The sequence below is a fragment of the Psychrobacillus sp. genome, assembly GCF_032154225.1.
Taxonomy (GTDB): Bacteria; Bacillota; Bacilli; order Bacillales_A; family Planococcaceae; genus Psychrobacillus.
Genome location: NZ_JALDYF010000010.1, coordinates 101770 through 123680, shown reverse-complemented (window position 1 = coordinate 123680; position 21911 = coordinate 101770). Strand labels below are relative to the sequence as shown.

The 21911-nt window shown below is 36.7% G+C and carries 18 protein-coding genes and 2 riboswitches; of the genes, 5 read left to right on the top strand and 13 right to left on the bottom strand.

Annotated elements, in window-relative coordinates; all coding sequences use genetic code 11:
* Positions 1-310: 310 nt before the first annotated feature.
* Positions 311-1642, bottom strand: coding sequence for an NCS2 family permease (locus tag RUH95_RS13950; RefSeq protein ID WP_313893491.1), 1332 nt, complete (start codon positions 1640-1642; stop codon positions 311-313).
* 90 nt (positions 1643-1732) lie between these two features.
* A riboswitch (purine riboswitch) is annotated at positions 1733-1834 on the bottom strand.
* 108 nt (positions 1835-1942) lie between these two features.
* Between RUH95_RS13950 and RUH95_RS13945 the strand changes: the two genes are divergently transcribed.
* Together RUH95_RS13945 and RUH95_RS13940 are read left to right on the top strand one after the other, a co-directional pair.
* Positions 1943-2866: a helix-turn-helix transcriptional regulator gene (locus RUH95_RS13945; protein ID WP_313893490.1), complete on the top strand. Its 924-nt coding sequence runs from the start codon at positions 1943-1945 to the stop codon at positions 2864-2866.
* 31 nt (positions 2867-2897) lie between these two features.
* Entirely contained in the window at positions 2898-3275 is a 378-nt protein-coding gene (locus RUH95_RS13940) for a GyrI-like domain-containing protein (RefSeq protein ID WP_313893489.1), read from the top strand.
* Between the two features lie 47 nt (positions 3276-3322).
* Here the strand turns inward: RUH95_RS13940 and RUH95_RS13935 are convergent, their stop codons facing one another.
* From RUH95_RS13935 to RUH95_RS13895, 9 genes are all read right to left on the bottom strand, one after another.
* Positions 3323-4075, bottom strand: a complete 753-nt coding sequence (locus tag RUH95_RS13935; protein WP_313893488.1) for a CAP domain-containing protein — start codon at positions 4073-4075, stop codon at positions 3323-3325.
* Between the two features lie 345 nt (positions 4076-4420).
* Complete coding sequence (guaA, locus tag RUH95_RS13930) at positions 4421-5974, bottom strand: glutamine-hydrolyzing GMP synthase (protein WP_313893487.1); 1554 nt, start codon at positions 5972-5974, stop codon at positions 4421-4423.
* Positions 5975-6286: 312 nt separating this feature from the next.
* Positions 6287-6388: riboswitch (purine riboswitch) on the bottom strand.
* 34 nt (positions 6389-6422) lie between these two features.
* Entirely contained in the window at positions 6423-8624 is a 2202-nt protein-coding gene (locus tag RUH95_RS13925; RefSeq protein ID WP_313893486.1) for a DUF4129 domain-containing transglutaminase family protein, read from the bottom strand.
* On the bottom strand, positions 8621-9826 hold the full coding sequence (locus RUH95_RS13920; protein ID WP_313893485.1) for a DUF58 domain-containing protein: 1206 nt from the start codon (positions 9824-9826) through the stop codon (positions 8621-8623). The genes RUH95_RS13925 and RUH95_RS13920 overlap by 4 nt, the downstream gene beginning before the upstream one ends.
* Positions 9823-10773 (bottom strand): AAA family ATPase, encoded by a 951-nt coding sequence (locus RUH95_RS13915; protein WP_313893484.1) that lies wholly within the window; start codon positions 10771-10773, stop codon positions 9823-9825. The genes RUH95_RS13920 and RUH95_RS13915 overlap by 4 nt, the downstream gene beginning before the upstream one ends.
* Positions 10774-11080: 307 nt before the next feature.
* Positions 11081-11908: an ammonia-dependent NAD(+) synthetase gene (gene nadE / locus RUH95_RS13910; protein ID WP_313893483.1), complete on the bottom strand. Its 828-nt coding sequence runs from the start codon at positions 11906-11908 to the stop codon at positions 11081-11083.
* 2 nt (positions 11909-11910) lie between these two features.
* On the bottom strand, positions 11911-13392 hold the full coding sequence (locus tag RUH95_RS13905) for a nicotinate phosphoribosyltransferase (RefSeq protein WP_313893482.1): 1482 nt from the start codon (positions 13390-13392) through the stop codon (positions 11911-11913).
* A gap of 123 nt (positions 13393-13515) precedes the next feature.
* A complete protein-coding gene (locus tag RUH95_RS13900) occupies positions 13516-14796 on the bottom strand; it encodes an aminotransferase class I/II-fold pyridoxal phosphate-dependent enzyme (protein WP_313893481.1) in 1281 nt (426 codons plus the stop codon).
* A 69-nt stretch (positions 14797-14865) separates the two neighbouring features.
* Positions 14866-15618 carry an exodeoxyribonuclease III gene (locus RUH95_RS13895; RefSeq protein ID WP_313893480.1) on the bottom strand — a complete coding sequence of 251 codons (753 nt, stop codon included), beginning with the start codon at positions 15616-15618 and terminating at the stop codon, positions 14866-14868.
* Positions 15619-15791: 173 nt separating this feature from the next.
* Between RUH95_RS13895 and RUH95_RS13890 the strand changes: the two genes are divergently transcribed.
* Together RUH95_RS13890 and RUH95_RS13885 are read left to right on the top strand one after the other, a co-directional pair.
* The gene (locus RUH95_RS13890; RefSeq protein WP_313893479.1) at positions 15792-16334 is read left to right on the top strand and encodes a sigma-70 family RNA polymerase sigma factor; all 543 of its coding nucleotides are present in this window, start codon (positions 15792-15794) and stop codon (positions 16332-16334) included.
* Positions 16310-17329: a DUF4179 domain-containing protein gene (locus tag RUH95_RS13885; protein WP_313893478.1), complete on the top strand. Its 1020-nt coding sequence runs from the start codon at positions 16310-16312 to the stop codon at positions 17327-17329. Before RUH95_RS13890 ends, RUH95_RS13885 begins: the two co-directional genes overlap by 25 nt.
* Before the next feature lie 200 nt (positions 17330-17529).
* Here RUH95_RS13885 and RUH95_RS13880 read toward each other — a convergent pair whose 3' ends face one another.
* The 3 genes from RUH95_RS13880 to RUH95_RS13870 all read right to left on the bottom strand — a co-directional run bounded on the left by RUH95_RS13880 (position 17530) and on the right by RUH95_RS13870 (position 21270).
* Positions 17530-18891, bottom strand: coding sequence for an FAD-containing oxidoreductase (locus RUH95_RS13880; RefSeq protein WP_313893477.1), 1362 nt, complete (start codon positions 18889-18891; stop codon positions 17530-17532).
* A 110-nt stretch (positions 18892-19001) separates the two neighbouring features.
* A complete protein-coding gene (locus tag RUH95_RS13875) occupies positions 19002-20597 on the bottom strand; it encodes a catalase (RefSeq protein ID WP_313893476.1) in 1596 nt (531 codons plus the stop codon).
* Between the two features lie 82 nt (positions 20598-20679).
* Positions 20680-21270, bottom strand: a complete 591-nt coding sequence (locus RUH95_RS13870) for a hypothetical protein (RefSeq protein WP_313893475.1) — start codon at positions 21268-21270, stop codon at positions 20680-20682.
* A 221-nt stretch (positions 21271-21491) separates the two neighbouring features.
* Between RUH95_RS13870 and RUH95_RS13865 the strand changes: the two genes are divergently transcribed.
* On the top strand, positions 21492-21869 hold the full coding sequence (locus RUH95_RS13865; RefSeq protein ID WP_313893474.1) for an SET domain-containing protein: 378 nt from the start codon (positions 21492-21494) through the stop codon (positions 21867-21869).
* Positions 21870-21911: the final 42 nt, after the last annotated feature.

Here is a 21911-nt window from a genome sequence, read left to right as displayed (position 1 = left end):
TAATCTGTCTAGCTATATTTCTTAACGTTTTGCATGTTCAGTTTTCAATGTTCAGCTTTGTAAATTGCCGTCTTGTTTTAGCGACTTTTGTATCTTAACACCCTTTCAAATACTACGTCAACACTTTATTCGACAAAAAGGTATAAAAATATAATAACACTTTATTCAGAATAGCGCAACTGTTGTTAGGTACACTCACAAAATATAGTTTGCTATTAGCTTTAATCACTTTATCTAATAAGATAATCTCTATTTCTTCTATATTTCTTCTATATAAGACAAATAAAAAAGAGACACAAGGTCTCTTTTTTTATAAGAATATAAAGTAAGCTACAAACACTATCCACAGTCCATACATAATCGGGTGTATTTCTTTTATTCGTCCGGCAAAGATCATTGTAATTGGATAGAAGATAAATCCGATTGCGATACCTGTTGCAATTGAATAGGTTAATGGCATTGCAATGATAACAAAGAATGCTGGAACTGCAATTTCGAATCTGTTCCATTCAATTTTACCTAATGAAGATACCATCAATACTCCAACGATAATTAATGCTGGTGCAGTTACATGGGAAGTGATTACACTTAACACTGGATAGAAGAATAAAGATAATAAGAATAAAACTCCTGTAACTACTGCTGCTAAACCTGTTCGAGCACCTGCTGCTACACCGGCAGTCGATTCTACATAAGATGTTGTAGTAGACGTACCTGCAATTGCTCCCGTTACAGTTGCAATTGAGTCAGCTAGTAATGCTTTTCCTGCACGTGGTAATTTCTCTTCCTTCATTAAACCAGCTTGATTTGCTACTGAGATTAATGTTCCAGCTGTATCGAAGAAATCCACGAACAAGAATGTAAGTACAACAACTAAAAATTGTGTTGTTAATAAAGAAGCAGGATCGTTAAAGATTACATCAAAAGCTGCTCCGAATGTTGGGCCCATACTTGGGATATTTCCAACAACCGCTTCTGGGATTGGCACTAAACTAAATACCATTCCTACGATTGCAGTAATAATCATTCCGTAGAAAATACCGCCTTTAATACCTTTTACCATCATAATAACTGTAATCACTAAACCAAAAACTGTTAATAGAACATTCGGGTTTGATAAGTCTCCCAAAGCTACTATAACCGCATCATTACCTACGATAATTTTAGAGTTTTGTAAACCAATGAATGTAATGAATAGACCGATACCTGCACCAACTGCATACTTCAATTCAGAAGGAATGGCATTTATAATTGTTTCGCGAATTCCAGATAATGAAAGACCGATAAAAATAAGACCTGAGAATAAAACACCTGTTAAAGCAACTTGCCAAGGAATTCCGTAAGTTAGAACTACTGTATAAGCGAAGAATGCGTTAAGTCCCATACCAGGAGCTAGTGCAATTGGGTATCTCGCTAATACCCCCATTAAAATAGATCCGACTGCAGCCGCAATTGCCGTAGCTGTAAATACCGATCCTTTATTCATATACATGAAATCCGGCAATCCTTCCACCGTTTCCAATGATAAAGTTAATGGATTTACTACTAAGATGTATGCCATCGCCAAGAAAGTTGTTAAACCACCAATAATCTCGCGGCGATAGTTCGTACCTAGTTCTTCAAACTTGAAATATTTTTTCATGAGATCCTCCATTTTTTTGTCGTGTAAACTAAAAAAGCATACAACTAGTAACTAGTCGTACGCGAAGGCATCTCTAAATAAGTGAATGCACGAAGCACTTTCACTAATCGTAGTCGAATCATTTACGGTGATTCGGTAGAGACTTTTGGGCCTTATTCCCAACGTTATACGACGACATAATTGAATTATGATAGTAATATAACACTAGCAGAAAGGAAAATCAATAGTAAATCCGAACATTAATCAAATAAAACTTATAATAGTTCGTCATTCTGTTTATTCGAAAGGAGATTGCTTAAAATGAAAATCGAACGCTTATTATCGATTTTAGTTGTTTTATTAAATAAAGAAGTCGTTTCTGCCGACGAACTCGCGAAAAAGTTCGAGGTTAGTAAAAGAACTATCTATAGAGATATTGAATCTTTAGCAATGGCAGGACTTCCGGTCGTAACAATCCACGGTAGAAACGGTGGTGTTCGTTTAATGCCTTCCTATACTATAGATAAATATTTGTTTTCCGACATAGAAAAGCAAACGATCATCAGTGCTTTGAACATGCAACAAACGATGTTACAAGAGGACAGCAAAACACTTATCAATAAGTTAGAAAATTTAATAGGAAGTAATGAATCATTCCACAATCTTTCCTTTTATTCCCCTACGATACACCGGAAAGAAATTGAGGTAGAAATAAAAGATAAAGTAATTGCCTTAAGAGAAGCAATTACTATGAAAAAGAAAGTAGAAATAACATATGTCTCTCTTCTTGGAGATCTGTCTACTAGAGTTATCTCCCCTTTTCATATGCATTTGAACGATGGTAGCTGGTACATCGAAGCTTATTGCGAGAAACGATGCGCCAATCGTGTATTTAAATTAACAAGAATTAGAGAATATATACTATTAGATGATCAAACTATGGAGATACATCGAAAGGAATTTACTTCCCCACCAAGTGATGAAATGGTTTCATTAGTATTCGATAAAAATCAGCTCGGCAAGCTATATGATTATTTCATAGATGAAGAAATCGAAATTCTAGAAGATAGCGTTAACGTTATTTTTACATACGATCGCAATAAAAACCTCATACCTTTTTTATTGATGTTCGGCTGTTCTGTCGATGTACTAGAGCCAATATCATTGAAAAAACAATATTACAACGAATTAAACAAAATATACCGAAAAATAAATGATGACAATCAGTTGTCATATATACCATGATATATTCCATTTAGAAAGGCAGGTTATTGAAATGAATAAAGTAATCTATGGAAATAAAATCAGAACGAGCAATGAGGACATAAACGTTTTTTCAAAGGAATGGGAGGAATTTTTGAAAAATAAAAGCGAAGGTGATATTTACGCAGTGTATAGTAACTATGAAAGTAATCATACTGGCAGCTTCGACTTTATGATTGGAACGGAAGAAAAAAGCGGGCAGCATAGCATTACTATTCCAAATGGGGAATATTATATGTGGGAAGTGGAGTCGAATGACTTAAATGGGGTTGGTGAAGCTTGGTATGAAATTTGGCAGAGTGATTTACCAAGAGCATTTGCTACTGATTTTGAAGTGTATAAAAGGGATGGCAGTATAGTTATTTACTTATCAATTGTAGCTAGTGTATAAAAAAAAGCCTAGGCCCCTTCTCTTTAAGAGTCCTAGGCTGTTTCATTTTATCGGGATATAAATTGCTGCGTCCAGTAGAATTCACTGTCTGATAACCCTACCCCAATATGTGTATAGGATGGATTCATAATGTTTGCTTTATGACCTGGTGACTTCATCCATGCATCGACAACTTCAGTTGCTCTACGTTGACCCCTTGCAATGTTTTCACCAGCTGATCTATATGAAATACCAAATGACTTCATTTGATCAAAAGGTGAGCCATATGTTGGGCTTGTATGAGAAAAATAATTATTGATTTTCATATCTTGAGATTTCGCTTGAGCGGATTTTTCTAGCTTCGCATCTATTTCCAATGGCTGAAGACCTTCATTTAAACGCTCTTTATTTATTAGATCGACTACTTGTTGAACTTCACTTGAGACTTCCTTCTCTTGTTCCTTTATCGCAGCTAACTGATCTAACTTTGATTTAGAAGGTGTGGCATAAGTTACGTTCGTTTTGTTTAATTGCACAAAACTACCACCGCCTACTCCATAAAGCCCGCCATGTTGACCTTTATAGCTATATACTCGGAACTCGTCACCTTTTTTCAACGTCTTTATTGTTTCTATTTTATCATTGTTAAGTCTCACAAGGGGCGTGTCGTTTAAGATAGTTATTTTCCCAATCTGACCAACTACTAGCTCCGTTTTTCCCCACATTACTTTAGATGAGGCACCTGCTTCTACTGTGCACAAACCACTAATACCAACAGCAAATACTGTAAGTAAAATTGTTTTAATCAATCTATTAAACACTCCGAATCCCTCCAATTATATTGATGATTTTACGCACTTGTAACAAAGATGTCCATAGTAGTGCATTTAAATAATAATTATTTCAACTAATTACCCAATAACTAAATCGTTAGTGATACTTTTGACTCTATGTGTTTTTCCTCTAATAATACGCTGAAAGAACATCCTATTTTCATTTCTAGTTAAAAGTCGTCTACTAATCCATCATTTTAACCACAAAAAAACTCTCTTCTATTTGCAAAATAGCGCAAATAAAAGAGAGTACGTTTTAGAAATCAATAGTTGTAAATGGAAAAACGGCCTAGAAACCCTTCTGTATAAGGGTTCTAGGCTGTTTTTAATTAACTATTCCCACTCAATCGTAGCTGGTGGTTTACTCGTAATATCATACAGCACACGGTTAATATGCTTCACTTCATTCACCAAACGTACACTTACTTTCTCAAGTACGTCCCATGGGATACGTGCCCAGTCAGAAGTCATGCCGTCGATAGAAGTTACTGCACGGATACCGATTGCGTAATCGTATGTGCGAGCATCGCCCATTACGCCTACACTGCGGATGTCTGGAAGTACTGTGAAGTATTGCCAGATGTCGCGATCTAATCCTGCTTTTGCAATTTCTTCACGAAGAATTGCATCTGATTCACGAACGATTTCTAGTTTTTCTTCTGTAATTTCACCAAGTACGCGGATACCTAGACCTGGACCTGGGAATGGTTGACGCCAAACGATTTTTTCATCAATGCCAAGCTCTAAGCCAAGTGCACGCACTTCGTCTTTGAACAATGTTTTTAATGGCTCGATTAATGTGAATTGCATATCTTCAGGTAATCCACCTACATTATGGTGAGATTTAATTGTTTGAGCTGTTGCAGTACCTGACTCAATGATATCTGTGTAAAGAGTACCTTGAGCTAGGAAATCCATGCCTTCTAGCTTAGAAGCTTCTTCATCGAAAACGTAAATGAATTCGTTACCGATAATTTTACGTTTTTGTTCAGGGTCAGAAACTCCTGCTAATTTATTCATGAAACGCTCACGTGCATCTATTTTGATTACTTTCATATTAAAGCCTTCAGTGAAAGTTTTCATTACTTGCTCAACTTCACCTTTACGGTTTAAGTTGTGGTCAACGAACATACAAGTTAACTGATCACCAATTGCTTTGTGGATTAACACTGCAACTACTGAAGAATCCACTCCGCCACTTAGTGCACATAGAACTTTTTTGTCGCCAACTTCTGCACGAATTTTTTCGATTTCTAATTCTACGAAGCTTTCCATTGACCAATCGCCTTTTGCGTGACAAATATCAAACACGAATTGACGAAGTAATTCGATTCCATGAATAGAATGTCTAACTTCTGGATGGAATTGAACTGCATAGTATTGCTTCTCTACGTTTGCCATTGCAGCAACTTCACATGAAGGGCTTGTTGCAATCACTTCAAATCCTTCAGGAGCTACTGTTACATGGTCACCGTGACTCATCCAAACAACTTGGCTCGCAGGAAGTTTTCCGAATAAAGAAGTTGCATTTTTCACTTCAATCTCTGCTTTACCATATTCTCTATGAGAAGCTTTTTCTACTTTTCCACCGAAATGTTGAGACATTAATTGCATTCCGTAGCAAATTCCTAGTATTGGTACACCAATATCATAAATAGCTGGATCAATATGAAATGCATTTTCATCGTATACAGAATTTGGGCCACCAGAGAAAATAATACCTGTAGCATTCATTTTCTTGATATCTTCCGCAGTTACTGTATGTGGGTGTAACTCGCTGTATACACCGAATTCACGAATACGACGCGTAATTAATTGGTTGAATTGACTTCCGAAATCTAGAACGACAATTTTTTCTTGTTCTAACAACAATGGTGTTAAAGACATTAGTATCCACCTCTTCTTTATTTGTAATCCAAATTGCACCTAACGTCTCGAATTTTAGGAAATAAATCTAAAAAAAACGCGCAGGAAAGCATACCTCTTTCTACGCGTTTAAGTACTCTACATCCGAAAAGCGTAAGTGCCTATGTCTGCCCCGACAGGCAAATGGGGAAAAGCGAGGAGGCAGCTCCTCAGCCACCACAGCTTTTTCACATTTGACCCGAGGGGCTAGGCGCTGAAGCTAGACAATTACTATGTATGAAACCTTATATTTCTTATCGGTTCAAAAAGGTGAATGCAATTGTCTAAAAAAGACATGACTGCATTCACCTTCATAGTCAAGTTATTTTCGGCAACTTGGTAGAGACATCCGAACCATATTATCGGACATATACGAGGGCAACTTGGTCAATTTAATTTGTTATCAGTTTACAGGTTGTCGAATCGAAAATCAACCGCTTAACTGATTGATTAATTTTTCCCAATTTTCTCTCATCGAAGCATAGTTAATCTCTTCTTTATTTCCACCGTAAAATCCTTTTTCATATGCATTTGTAAGCCTATTCATATAATTGCCACCAAAGTAACTATCTATTCGTTTTGCATAATCCGTCAATGTTTCGCCCTGCTCTCGTTTTACTCCATGTAAACTTAACTGCTTCAATAATTGGTGGTACATTTTCTCAAATGCTTCCCAATTATTTTTCTTCATTCGATACATTGGAATGAGTATTTTCGACATCCATTTTCGTCTAAAGTAATAAATGATTAAACTCGCAAAGGATAGCCAAATGATTGACCAAAAAAACGTTGCTTTATGAGTAGAAATCCATTTAAGCGAACCGCTCGTTACATCTGTAAACACTTTGGAAATCTCTGCTCGTTCTTGCTTCGTTTCTTCTTTAATCGGAGCTTTCGGAACAATTGGTGTCGGCGTGTTTATGCCCTCTGTTTCAATATCTAGGTCATAATCTAAATTAATGCCACTTGTAAAACCAATTGTAGGCTCGAACTGCATCCATCCAGATCCAGGGATATATGCCTCCACCCATGAGTGTGCATTATTATTCGTCACTTCATACACACGGGTATCATTGTTTCTATCCACAATTTCACCAGCAGCAAAGCCTTTTACCCATCTTGCTGGTATCCCAAGTGAACGAAGCATGACAACCATCGACGTCGAGAAATTATCGCAATACCCTAACTTCGTTTCAAATAAAAACTGGTCTACATAATCAGTATTCCCTTTTGGAACAGGAACATCAGTTTTCTCATAACTAAATCCATTTAAACGGAAATAACGTTCGATTAGCTTAGCTTTTTCATATAAGGTTTCTTCTCTTGCAGAAACAGATGTTGCTAACTCCCTTACTCGATCAGGAAGCGTATTAGGTAGCTGTAAATAACGATCAAATTCGCTCGTTAACTCCTCTAACTTTGCGTTTGTAGATGCCCTAAGTGCCTTTAAACTATAATAAGGTTCACTAAACTCTATTTCATACTCTTGCAACGGCACTGTATTGCCACCTAAAAAGGTTGTCATCTTTTGATTCGTTGCATTGAGAGAAATTGTAGCTGGCTCAGCAGTGTTTAAATTTATTAGCCCATAAGGTTGCATAACAAATGAGTATTCTTCCCTCATGGAAATAGTTGCTTTTTCCGCCTTATCCGCTTGACCAGGAGGGATATCCGTACTAATTGTTTCTCCCTTATCATAGCTACTAATTTGCGCCTCCGTTTTTGATTGAACCCAGCCTTTAGAAGTATACGTATCTTTCGTTTCGATTTTCCAATATTGTTGATCTGGAACGGTCGCATAAAATACGGGAGACTTATCGCCAATAAAAGCTCCGCCTAATTGTTCATCATTTTCCCCGTATCCTACTTTCTGCGGACCACCTTTTCCTCTTCCATTTCCTTCTCCCTCACCAGATGGTGCATTAGCTCCAGTAAAAAAAGGAACAGGATCTGGCCAACTAGGACCCGCTTTCGGAAGCGCATAAGCTAAAGTACTACTAAAAACGAGTAATCCAACAAGGCTCACAATTGCAGCGAATAAAAACTTACCTTTTATCTGCTTATTATGTTCCTTCCACAGTTTTTCCACATATAACAATCCGATTACTATAAAGCCAGCAACTAACGTAACAACAATACTTTTTTCTCCATTATAAGGACTAAACGTATCTAATATCGTAATAAATAAAACCGTAAGCAAGAAAAATAACAATAAACTTTTTCTTACTCGAATCCAATAATTCAATAAATACGTAGTCATCCAAAGTAATATAAAAAACAATAAAGTTCGGAAAGGGTTCGTTACGTCATTCCACTCTTGCGCCATTAAAGCCATTAAATTAGTACGGATCATATCGACTAAATAGGAAACAGACTCCATTGACCAAAAAGAAAAATCTGCATAAATGAAAATCAATATCCAGCTAATGCATAAAACTTTTATAGGAATGACAATTTTCCAATTCAAACGAAGGAAATAAAATGAAAAGGATAGCAATAAAAATACACTAAATAATTTTAAATGACCTGTATCGGTAAGCATAATAACTGGTTTAAGCCACTCAACCATTAGAATGAACGCACAAAAGTAGATGATGAATGATAACAAATGGTTGCCCGTTTTTTCATTCATGAACGACTCACCTCCATAAATGCTTGGGCAAATCTATCTTTCGTAATGACATGTACATGGATCCCCCTACTAGCCGCAAATTGGTTCAATGCGTTTTCTTCGGAAGATAGCTTCGTTTCTTTTTCCTTTATAACAAAACATGTACAAACTCGTAAATTTTGAGTAACCTTTTGAACACTTTCTATCCATTCATATGTAAGATTACTCGTAATATATAAAAGAGATGTTGCTTGAGCTAGTGCTGATTCTGTTAAAATGACCTGCTCTACCGGTCTCGTTAAATCTGCCTGCACTTTCGTTAAATGATACAACACGCGTTGAAGTTGTTCCTCACTTTGGACCGCTGGAATATACAGTCTACTTCCGCCAATCGAGAGAAATGCACTAGATGCATGATGCCTCACAATCGATTGCATAATAGAAGCTGTTAAATCGACTACCTCTTCAAATAAAGGAGAAGCTGTTCGATCTATTAATACAAACAAATCCTGCGATTGCCGATCTTCAAATTCTTTTGTTTTTAATGTTTGCGTCCGAGCAAATGATTTCCAATGAATCCAAGATACACGATCTCCTGGTTGATAGGAACGAATACCAGTAGCCATAGACGTATCTTTCATTACTTGAATTCGAGACGCAGCTGATCCTTGGTCATATCGCGATTCAATAGGAATATAGACCATTTCAGTTAAATTAGGAAACACTAAAATAGTTTTAGTATTAGAGATGAATACTTCTTTTTGTACCCAGCCAAATAAATCACTAGCTCGGATAATAATTCCTTCTAACACATGCTCCCCACGCGGAATATGCTCCATTTCATATGTCCACTCGTACTCACGCTTCATTCCCCAAAACGTCATCCTTTTCCAAGAAGTAGACTGTTGCAAGCTATCGCTTACCTTTTCCTCGAATGAAACATACAAAAGCGGAAAACGATTTTTTCTTTTTACATTGATCGTCGCAGAAAATTTCCCACCACTATATACTTTGCGCGTTTCAATCGTCCGTTCTACTTCCACCTTAGATAGCGGATAGAAAAACAAAAACAAGGAGTAAATAATAAGAGGAACAATCAGATAAAAAAGAAACCAACTAATAAAGCCTCCCTGAAACATTGCATACACGAACGTTGCAACGAGGAGAACCAGAATTCCTGTAACACCTTTAAGCTTTTTTAGTTGCCCTAACCATTTCGTCATTGACTAACTTTCCTTTTAATAGGCACCGGCGTTCTTTTCAAAATTCGTGCAACGACTTCTTCCGTAGAAATACCATCATAACGCGCTTCTGGTCGAAGTATAATTCGATGACAAAAAACAAATGGAGCCAAGTATTGAATATCATGCGGAATAACATAATCTCTTCCTTGAAGTAATGCATATGCTTGTGACGCACGCATTAATGCAATCGAAGCGCGTGGGCTCACTCCTAGATAAACATACGTGTCCTCTCTCGTACGATTCGCTAATTCCACAATATACCCTTTCACCGTACTATCGACTTTTACTTCCTTCACTTTTTTCTGAAGGTCTATTAAGTGTTCTAGTGAAATAACTGGTCGAAGTTCTTCTATTGGGGAATTTTTTTCTAATCTATTTAGTACTTCTATTTCTTCACTCGGATGTGGATAGCCCATTTTTAATTTCAAAATAAAACGATCCAGTTGTGCTTCTGGAAGTGGATATGTTCCTTCATGTTCAATCGGATTTTGAGTAGCCATTACGAAAAATGGTTTAGGAATTGGCATAGTGATACCATCAATCGTTACAGACGCTTCTTCCATTCCTTCCAATAAAGCAGATTGCGTTTTTGGAGAAGTACGATTTATCTCATCAGCTAATACAATATTCCCCATAATCGGGCCAGGTCTAAATTCAAATTCCATCTCTTTCGGATTATAGATTGAAACCCCAACAACATCTGAAGGCAATAAATCCGGCGTAAATTGAATTCGCTTAAAATCAGCTCCGATTGACTTTGCTAGTGCACGAACCATCATTGTTTTTCCGACTCCTGGCACGTCTTCTAAAAGCACATGACCATCTGCAAGCAGAGCAACTAATGCAAGTTCTGCAATTTCTTTCTTCCCAATCATTACCTTTTCAATATTTGCAATAATCGATTGGATTTGTACTTGTTCAGTCATTTGTTTTCCTCCTGCATCTACCATTAATAGATTAGTTTGAAAATTAATACAACACCTATTTAGCATACCTATAATTACAATATAATACAAATAAGAAATACAATTTTGGTGGCTCTTGTTTATCAAAACATAGTAGATTGGAAGAGTTTATTGTAGGATGGATTTATGTGCTGATTTTTGGTTGTTATGTGGTGATCTGAGGTGTTTATGTGGCGATTTTGGTTGCTTATGTGGTGAATAGGTAAATTTACTCACAAAAAAAGCCATTGCAAATGCAACAGCTTTTTCTCCAAATATATATCTTCTTCTATTTCCAAAAATCATCAAACACTGTAATTGGCATATGACGTTTATGCATGGAACGGCTGTAGTAGCCTTCGATTTTTTCCAGGGCTTCTTTCGATACTACTTTACCTTCCAAATAATCATCAATCTCATCATATGTTACACCGAGTGCAACTTCATCTGGAAGCGCAGGTCTGTTTTCTTCTAAATCTGCCGTTGGAACTTTCAAATATAAATGCTCTGGGCAGCCAAGATGTTCTAATAGCTGCTTTCCTTGTCTTTTATTTAATCGAAAAATCGGTGCTAAATCTACGCCACCATCACCGTATTTTGTATAAAATCCTGTTACTGCCTCCGCAGCGTGATCTGTTCCAAGAACAACACCACTATGCATCGCCGCAACCGAATACTGGGCTTTCATGCGCTCTCTCGCTTTTTCATTTCCTTTTGCAAAATCGGAAAGCGTTATACCAGCTTCTTCTAATGTACGTGCACTTGCATCGACGGCATTTTTAATATTAATCGTCAGGCGTTTCGTCGGTCGGATAAAATCTAGTGCATCCTGGCGTTCTACTTCATCAAACTGTACGCCGTATGGCAAACTTACTGCTATAAAAGCATATTTTTCTTCATTTGCTTCGACATTTAACTCATCAACAGCAATTTGTGCAAGCTTTCCTGCTAAAGTAGAATCTTGTCCACCGGAAATGCCTAAAACCATGCTTCTAATAAACGGATTTTTCGTCAAGTACGCTTTCATAAAATCAACACTTAAGCGAATCTCTTCTTCTACCTGAATGACTGGTTTGGCTTTTAGAGCCGCAATAATCTCTTTTTGTTTTGTCCTCACAATTACAGTCCTCCACTTTGTGCAATAAGATGATCTTCCATTTCCTTCACTTCTCGGATATTTCGCATTTTATTGTCCCAACATTTTTGACTTAAATCGACTGGATATTCTTCTGGGTTGAGCGAGCGTTTATATTCATCCCATAGTAAATTTAAGTTATCATGTGCGTAATTACGGACTTCAACTAAAGGTGGAATTTCATAAACAACTTTTCCATTTTCAATTACTTTTGCATGTAAATCTTTCGCTTCAAAGTTCGTCACAAATTTCGAAACAAATGTATGTACTGGATGGAACATTTTCAAACGTTCTTCATGTAGTGGGTCTTCGTCATACATGGAAATATAATCGCCCTCTGCTTTGCCATTTTCCTTATCAATAATACGGAACAGTCTCTTTTGACCTGGCGTCGTTACTTTTTCAGTAGTCGATGAAATTTTAATCGTATCTTCCATAACACCCTCAGCATTCTCAATCGACACGATTTTATACACCGCTCCTAGTGCAGGTTGATCGTAAGCAGTTATAAGCTTCGTTCCAATTCCCCAACTATCTACTTTGGCACCTTGTGCTTTTAAGTTTAAAATCGTGTACTCATCTAAATCATTGGAAACAACAATTTTCGCATTTGGGAATCCTGCGTTATCCAACATTTTTCTTGCTTCTTTCGAAAGAAATGAAATATCTCCAGAATCTAAACGGATTCCGATGAAGTTAATTTTATCGCCAAGTTCTTTCGCTACTTTTATAGCAGTTGGTACTCCCGTTTTTAACGTATTGTACGTATCTACTAAAAAGACGCAATCTTTATGTCGCTTCGCATACGAATGAAAAGCATCGTATTCACTTTTATATGCTTGTACAAGTGAATGAGCATGTGTACCTGCTACAGGAATGCCAAACTTTTTCCCAGCGCGTACATTACTCGTCGATTCTATCCCACCAATATAAGCAGCGCGAGTGCCCCAAATTGCTGCATCCATTTCATGCGCACGTCTAGAGCCAAATTCCATCGCTACTTCATCTTTTACAATTTGCTTAATACGAGAAGCTTTTGTTGCAATTAATGTTTGGTAATTAACAATATTCAACAGAGCAGTTTCCACAAGCTGAGCTTCTACTAATGTAGATTCTATGCGTAAAATTGGTTCATTCGGAAAAACTAGTTCTCCTTCTACCATTGAATACACATCACCTGTAAAGCGAACTGTACGCAAATAGTCGATAAAATCTTCCTTATAACCAACCTCATTTTGTAAATAATCTAAATCACTATCTGTAAAACGAAAATCCCTTAAATAATCTATACATCTTTCTAACCCTGCAAAAACTCCATACCCGTTTCCGAATGGAAGTTTGCGGAAAAATAGTTCAAACACTGCTTTTCTTTCATGCATATTATCCGCCCAATAAGATTCCGCCATATTAATTTGATATAAATCGGTATGTAAAGCAAGACCATCATCTGGATATTTTTTTGTCATTTTAAGATCCCCTTCTTCATAACTATTGAACATAGTATACACCATTTTTCTTTTTTCTTGGGCAAATATGCACAAAGAAACCAGCCTATGAAATACAGCTGGTTTCTTTCAGTGATGTTTTTATTATTTCGTTAAATCCTTGCATCCTTCATAAATTAAATCAAATAATTCTTCTATATCTGATTCTTCTACACATGAGAACGCAACGCGGATATCTGTTGTATTGCTAGCAATTACTCCAACCCCGTATGCGTCCAATAAATGAAGACGCAATGTTTCTGCGTCTAAATCATTCAATTTCAAGCACATGAAGTAGCCAGAGTTAAATGGATAGTACGTCCAATAAGGAGCGAATTTTTCATTTGCAAGAACTTGCTTTGTTTTGATCGCACGACCTTGCATAATATGAAACTTCTCTTCTTTTTCTATTTGGAATTGGTCCGATTTCAATGATTCTAAAATAATTGTTTGAGAAATATGAGATCCACTAGAAATCGTTCCACGAATGATTCCTTTTGTTTTTTGCTCTAATGCATTTAATACATCTGGAGTTGCAGCATATGTGATGAATCCAACACGCAAGCCCCATACATAATTTTCTTTCGTTGCACCATCAATTTTTACAGGTAAAATATTCGGATGGCTGTCTGCTAACAAACCGAATAATGATTCTTTAATTGTATCTTCATAAAATAAGCCAAAATAAGCATCATCCAGTACGACAACTAACTTTGTGCCCGCTGCCGCAACATCTTTTAATACTTGAACAATTGCTTCTGCGTCTTGAACAGATGGCGTAAAGCCTGTTGGGTTATTTGGGAAGTTTAATAAAACAATTGCTTTTTCTTGTTGCTTCATAAGTACGTCACGGAACGCTTCTACATGGAAACCGCCATTTTCATTGAATAATGGAAACGTTTCTACGCGACCGCCTCGACGAGTTTGGAATACTGCATTGTAGTTACCCCAATACTGCTCTGCTGTAACTAGTACTTCGCCAGCATCCATAAACAAATCTGCCACAATACTTAATCCGTGTGTAAGCGCGTTCGTTACGATTGGTAAACCAATTGATTTATTTTTCATAGAAGGATTGTCTGCTAATTGTTTTTCTTGCCATTTTAAACGAAGCTCCTGCTTTCCTTGTGGAGCCGCATATGGATAAATATCATTCAGATTATAAGCAAGCTTTTCTTGAATATGACCGAAATGCATTGGTTCTCCATTTTCCATTGCTATACCAATTGTTGCATTAAAGCGATGTGCTTTTGCTCCCGCTTCTGCACCTTGACTTAAAATCCCTTTTGGATAGAATAAATTCTTCCCTAAATCAGATAACATATCGTAAATAGCAGGATTTTCTTTTTGCATTTTTTCATTTAATTGCACAGCTAAAGTATTCAACTTACTTACCTCCCGATATTGGTTTATTACTAGAATTATTGTACTTCATTTTGCTTGCGTATTGTATCTTTAATTCAGTTTTAAAACAATTGGACAATGGTCGCTTCCAAGAATTTGTGCATGAATATCCGCCGCTTTCAATACAGGCTCTAATTTTTTTGAAGCAATAAAATAATCAATTCTCCATCCTATATTACGCTCGCGCACTTTAGCCATATAAGACCACCAACTATATACTTCTTCTTTTTCTGGATAAAAATAACGGAATGTATCTACAAATCCTTCTGCCAGTAAGTCGGTCATTTTGCCTCGTTCTTCTATTGTAAAGCCTGAATTTCCTTTATTTGATTTAGCATTTTTTATGTCGATTTCCTCGTGAGCGACGTTCAGATCCCCGCACATAATAACTGGTTTTACTTGATCTAATTGTTTCAAATACACGCGCATGTCATCTTCCCACTCAAGTCGGTAGGGTAATCTCGTTAAATCTCGCTTTGCATTTGGTGTGTACACATTCACTAAGTAAAAATCTTCGAACTCTAGCGTAATGATCCTTCCTTCATCCTCTGTTTCTAAATCCCCTACACCAAATTTCACAGATATCGGCTTCACTTTTGTAAACACAGCAGTTCCTGAATACCCTTTTTTCAATGCATAGTTCCAGTACTGTTCATATCCATTTAACTCAAGTTCAATTTGTCCTTCTTGTAGCTTTGTTTCTTGTAAGCAAAAAATATCGGCATTTACTTCATGAAAATAATCCAAAAATCCTTTTTTCACACAAGCTCTTAATCCGTTGACATTCCAAGATACTAATTTCATATGTATTCCCTCCAATATAAAAAAACGATCCTAGGACCGGGACATTGTTTATCTATATACTGTACTAATATATTGCTTGCGTGTAAAACATCATCTAATCATTTTTTATGTTGAATGGAACTTTTCACCTTTCCTTTTCATCCAACAAATAAGTGCAGAAAGGAGCATGCGAATTGGATCCATTTAAATTAATAAAAAAAGCACAAAAAGGCAATTCCTCCGCATTCGAATTACTCATTAAAATTCATAAACAGTCGATGTATTACGTCTCTAAATCTATTTTGAAAAATGATGAAGACTGCGCTGATGCCATGCAAGAAAGCATCATAAAAGCATTTCTAAACATTCACAAACTAAAAGAACCGTCATATTTTAAAACTTGGCTAATACGAATTGTCATGAATGAATGTTATCAACTTTTGAGAAAACAAAAGAACGTCATTCCATTAGAATCGGTCAAAGAACCATCGTATACCCATCCAATATCGCAACAATTAGAAATAGAAGAAGCGCTAGCACTATTATCGGATGATCATAGAAAGCTCCTAGTTTTATTTTATACCGCAGGGTTGAGTATTAAAGAAATTGCAGAGCTACTCGATTTCCCTGAGAACACAGTGAAAAGTAAGATGCATCGAGCGAAGAAAAAAATGAAGGAATTGTTAACCGAAAAAGAAATGGGGGAACATTCATGGACAAGTGGGAACAATTTTTAACGGATAAACAGAAAGATGAGTTACCCGAATCAGTTGAGTTGAGCATTCAAAAAGCTTTTAAACAATTACCAACAAAGAAGGTTAAAGCTAAAACTACAGGTATTGTCGCTGCTGCTGTTTTGTTTTTATCTTTAGTGGTAGGTTCCTTCTTTTCACCAACAATGGCCGCAACGCTTCAGTCCATTCCAGTAGTAGGGTCCCTGTTTGAATGGCTACACGTTGCAGATGAAGGCATAAAAACATCTGTAAAACAAGGAATTTCTGAAGATCAGAACATTGAATTTCAAATAGAAGGAAATAAAATAATTGTGGAAGAAACGATGTTTGATGGAAGTCGACTAGCGATTAGTTTTATCGTACAAGCTAACAGCCAAAAGGAAGCATCGCAACAATTATACGATTTGCTTTATAAAATTAATGATACACGTTCTTTTGATTGGGGAAGATGGCTACAAGTTCATATTCAGAAGAAACCTGTATCGGATGGATATTATGCAGGTGTATACATTTTAAAAACACAAAAGCCTCTACCGGAGGAGTTTAATTTCTCTATTAAAACGGACAGTTCATGGGTGCATGTCCCTGTCACTTCAAAAGGCGAGCATACAGTCTTCGACATTCAAGTAGAGAAGCAAAACGAGGGATTATCTATTCTATATCAAAATATAACTTTTTATCCCTCTACTACTATTTTATCCTTCGAAGAGAAGCAAAGCGTCGAACATTATATATCATTGCGAGACAAACAACTTATCTACACTATTTTTGACGAAAATGGAAATTCAGTTCCTATCATTTTTGTAGATGGTGAAGGCGGAGAATATATAAATAAACGGTTGAATATGCGTTACTCTTACTTCTTGCCGACAAGGGAAGATCCTTATAAAAAGCTAACCATTGTTCCAACCGTTATTAGCACTGCCGAGGGACAATATGGTGAAGTCATCGAAATACTTGAAGATTTTTCGTTCACAATTGATCTTACCCAACAATAACAAAGAGCATGACTCCATAGTAGGGGTCATGCTCTTTATTTTTTAGCCATCCTCACTAAAACAAAAACAGCAATGGCAAGTACAAACAATCCGAATAGAATTGCCAAAGAAATAGCCGCAAACAGTATTAAACTCAATATAACCACTCCTTCTATATACTCCATTGTAAAGAAGTAAATGAGGGAGTCAATACTTGCTAGTTAGTCCACTTTTGAAAATAAATCGTTGAGAGACTCGCTCATCGTTGGATGCGTAAAAATTGTATCTCGCAAAAATGTATAAGGCAATTTTGCCTCCATTGCTACACGCACAATATTAATCATTTCGTTTGATTCTGCGCAAAGCAACGTGCACCCTAAAATAGCATTTGTTTTCGGATCTATTAAAGCTTTCAATAGTCCTTCTGTTTGTTTGATAATTCGAGCTCTTGGAATTCCAGCAGCTGGCATCGACACAACTTTATACTCTATTTCTTTTTCCTTAGCTTCTTTTTCATTTAAACCAACATGCGACAAAACCGGATCAATAAAAACGGAATAAGGAATATTACTACGCTCTTGTTTCGAATAAGAACCGTCACCGAAAAGCTGACCTTTCACAATTCGGAAATCGTCTAAGGAAATATACGTAAACTGTGGACCTCCATTTACATCCCCAATTGCCCAAATATTATTTGCTGTAGTTTTTAAAAGGTCATCAACTACTACTGCTCCTCTTTCATTTACTTTTACAGAAGTGTTTTCCAGCCCTAAGTTTTCTATATTTGGCTTTCTTCCTGTAGCTAGCAAGACTGCTGATCCATGCAATTCCACGCTATTATTATTCACTCGATACGTTACAACTACTCCACCATTTTCATTTTTGATGGATTCTACTTTGCTATTTACTTCAACTTTTATCCCTTTTGCTTCTAATACTTTCTTTACTTCTTCCGCAATATCTCTATCTTCTTTCGGAAGAAGCTCTTTATTGCTATCGATGACAGTGACCTCGGAACCGAAATTTGCGTATATCGAAGCAAATTCCATACCGATATAGCCTCCACCAATAATGATGAGTTTTTCTGGAAGCGTGTCTAAATTTTGCAAAGTCGTTGAATTATATACTAAGTCTGCGTTTTTCAGCCCATCGATAGGTGGCGTAATAGGTGAAGAACCTGTGTTAATAAAGAAGTGCTCCGCTTTGACTTCAAACTGTTCTTCTTTCGTTTTCACCTGAATTTTATCGTCACTTACGAAGGTTGCCTCACCAGTAATAACTGTTATTCTTTCTTTATCATCGAGCATATGAAAGTTTTTATCTCGTAAAAAAGAAGTTAACTTGTCTTTTTCTTCAATTGCCTGTTTATAAAATTCATTTTTAGGAGCTTCTAAATATTTACGTTCATTGGATGAATGAACAAGCGACTTTGTTGGAATACACGCTATATTGATACATGTTCCACCGTACATATCAGGTGACTTTTCAATTACTGCAACACTTTTCCCATGCTTCGCCAGCTCAGATGCAAGCGTTTTTCCACCTTTACCAAAACCAATAATAACTGCATCATAATGTTTCATGTTTCATCCTCCTCTAGTAACTATTCCCCCTTTAAACTGGAGATAAACATCCATAGCAAAGGCTATCTTTTAGTTAGTATGACACTAAAAGATAGCCTTTGCTTTTCTTATTAATATGGTTCTGCTTCATGGCTGTTTTTGATCGCATCTTTTGGAGCTTGGTCACCATCTCTATTACCTAATGGTTTCTTACTTGTCCCACCTTTAGATGCGTTTTTTATACCTTCTTTTAAATGTTGACCATATTCTGCATCAGCTTCTTCTGCTAAGGCAATCATCTTATCTTGAATTCTTCTATCACATTTAGATAAATCCGCAACAAGATTTGAAATGAGCTCGTTTTTTTCCCATTGCTCAAAATTACGATATGTTTCTCCTGCCTGTTTCGTGTTATTTTGTCTATCAATTGATTCGCGAACTAAATTACCTTTAATCATTGGCGTATATTCTTTTCCTAATTGCTTCGCTTCCTGCAATCCATCTAAAATCGATGGTTCATAGTTAATATGAGGATTTTGAAAAGGAGCTCTGTCTAATCTGTAAGCCATCTGTCCACCGCTTTGATTGGTTGCTACTCGTTTTTTCGGGGCATTAATCGGCAGTTGCAAATAATTTGCTCCTACACGATGGCGCTGCGTATCTGAGTAAGAAAAAGTACGCCCTTGTAACATTTTATCATCGGAGAAATCTAAGCCGTCTACGAGTACACCTGTACCAAAAGCAGCCTGTTCCACTTCCATAAAATAATCTTCTGGGTTTTTATTTAGCACCATCTTACCAACAGCTAGCCATGGAAACTGATCTTCTGGCCAAAGTTTTGTATCATCTAATGGATCAAAGTCGAGCTCTGGATGATCGTCATCACTCATCACTTGCACGAGCAGCTCCCACTCAGGAAAATCCCCTTTTTCAATGGCGTCATATAAATCTTGTGTCGCATGATTAAAGTTTTTCGCTTGAATTTCTTCCGCCTCTGACTGCGTTAAATTTCGAATTCCTTGTTTAGGCTCCCAATGATATTTTACAAGAACGCCTTTTCCCTCGCTGTTCACCCATTTATACGTATTCACTCCAGAGCCTTGCATCATCCGATAATTTGCAGGAATACCCCAAGGCGAATATATAAATGTCACCATATGAAACGATTCTGGAGAACTTGCACAAAAATCGAAAAACCGCTCTGCATCTTGAATATTCGTTACCGGGTCAGGCTTAAAAGCATGAATCATATCGGGAAACTTAATCGCATCACGAATAAAGAAAATTTTCAAATTGTTTCCTACCAAATCCCAGTTCCCATCTTCGGTGTAAAACTTTACTGCAAAACCACGCGGATCTCGCAACGTTTCCGGTGAATGACCACCATGTATTACAGATGAAAAACGAACGAAAACTGGCGTTTGCTTCCCTTTTTCTTGAAATAATTTAGCACGAGTATACTTCGAAATTTTCTCATCCCCAGCTGCTCCATATGCCTCAAAATAACCGTGGGCACCTGCACCGCGAGCATGTACGACACGCTCTGGAATTCTCTCCCTGTCAAAGTGGCTGATTTTTTCAATAAAATCATAGTTTTCTAAAGTTGCAGGACCTCTGTTACCTACCGTTCTCATGTTTTGATTGTTCGTAATCGGGTGTCCTTGCCTATTTGTTAACGTGTCCTCATTTTCAATATTTGTTTCCTTGTTGGATTGCTTTTCTGTCACTTTCCATCCCCCTAAACATAATATAGACTTCTCCTACCTCTACATTCTGTCCAGATTAGATAGCAAATATTCCAATATTTGATCAGGCTTGTATCTGAAACCCACGTTGTTCCCAAGAACGGACTTGAATTCGTTCTTCTTGTGGTCGTTTTGTTTTTACATATGTTTGCAAACACCCTTTATACATAATCTCTAATGAAGACAACTGCTCAAAATGGTGTGGTTGCATGAAGCAAGGGGGTATATGTAAATCAGATAGGTTGCATTCATTCATAACAGTTGCAACAAATTGTGAGCAGAAAAAAGCATATTGCCTCTCAATTTCAATGTTCATCGCCAGACCAAACAATCCAATTAAATTATATTTATACAATTCTTTCTGCTGCTCCATGTGTCGAATCTTATCTTGCATTTGATTGTATTCTTGCAATGTCACATGACATTTATATATTGCACATGTTGCACGCTTAAAAAGTCCTTCCATTGTATTTTCCTTTATGAAGCCTCCAACAAAAGGGTTATTTTTGTTTTTTCTACCAAAGCTGTACATCTCATTTAATTGCTCGTCAAAGGCAATTGACGCATGGTTTAACTCTTTTCTCGTATATACTCCGATAGCTCTTGAAAACAATGTACCTGTATTTGTTAACACAATATAAATGTTTTTTTCCATTTCCTTCCCTCCGCCCATAGGTAGCATATGCTCTTTATCTGTTGTTTTAATCATCTCTTATTTAAAACTTTTTCCAAACGGGCTTGAGAAGGAAACCGACTAAGACTTAAGACGTAGACTTTAAATAGTATCTGTGTTGCAGGAAGCACTTTGCCTAGCCCAATGTTCAAATTAGTGTTACAGTTAAAGAGAATATTATAAAAGTGAGTAGGCGAATAAACATGATAGAAGTAAAAACATCTTCATTAAGTGATGGAGAATTCAATAGAGGCGTATTTGCTAAACGGGATATAAAAAAAGGAACGCTTTTTCATGAAGCACCTGTCATTTCATATCCAAACGAACAACATCAACATATAGAGCAAACATTACTCGCAGATTATGCTTTTGAGTACGGGATAAATCATACAGCTATCCTTCTTGGTTACGGAATGTTATTTAATCATTCTTACGAACCGAACGCTACGTATGATATAAACTTTGACAATCACACATTTGATTTCTTTGCTTACACGGATATAAAAGCAGGAGAAGAAATTCTTATCAATTATAATGGCGATGTGGATGACAAAGAAAAACTATGGTTTAATCAAGAATAAAAAGACTGTATACACGCTCAAGTTTCTGAGTCTGTATACAGT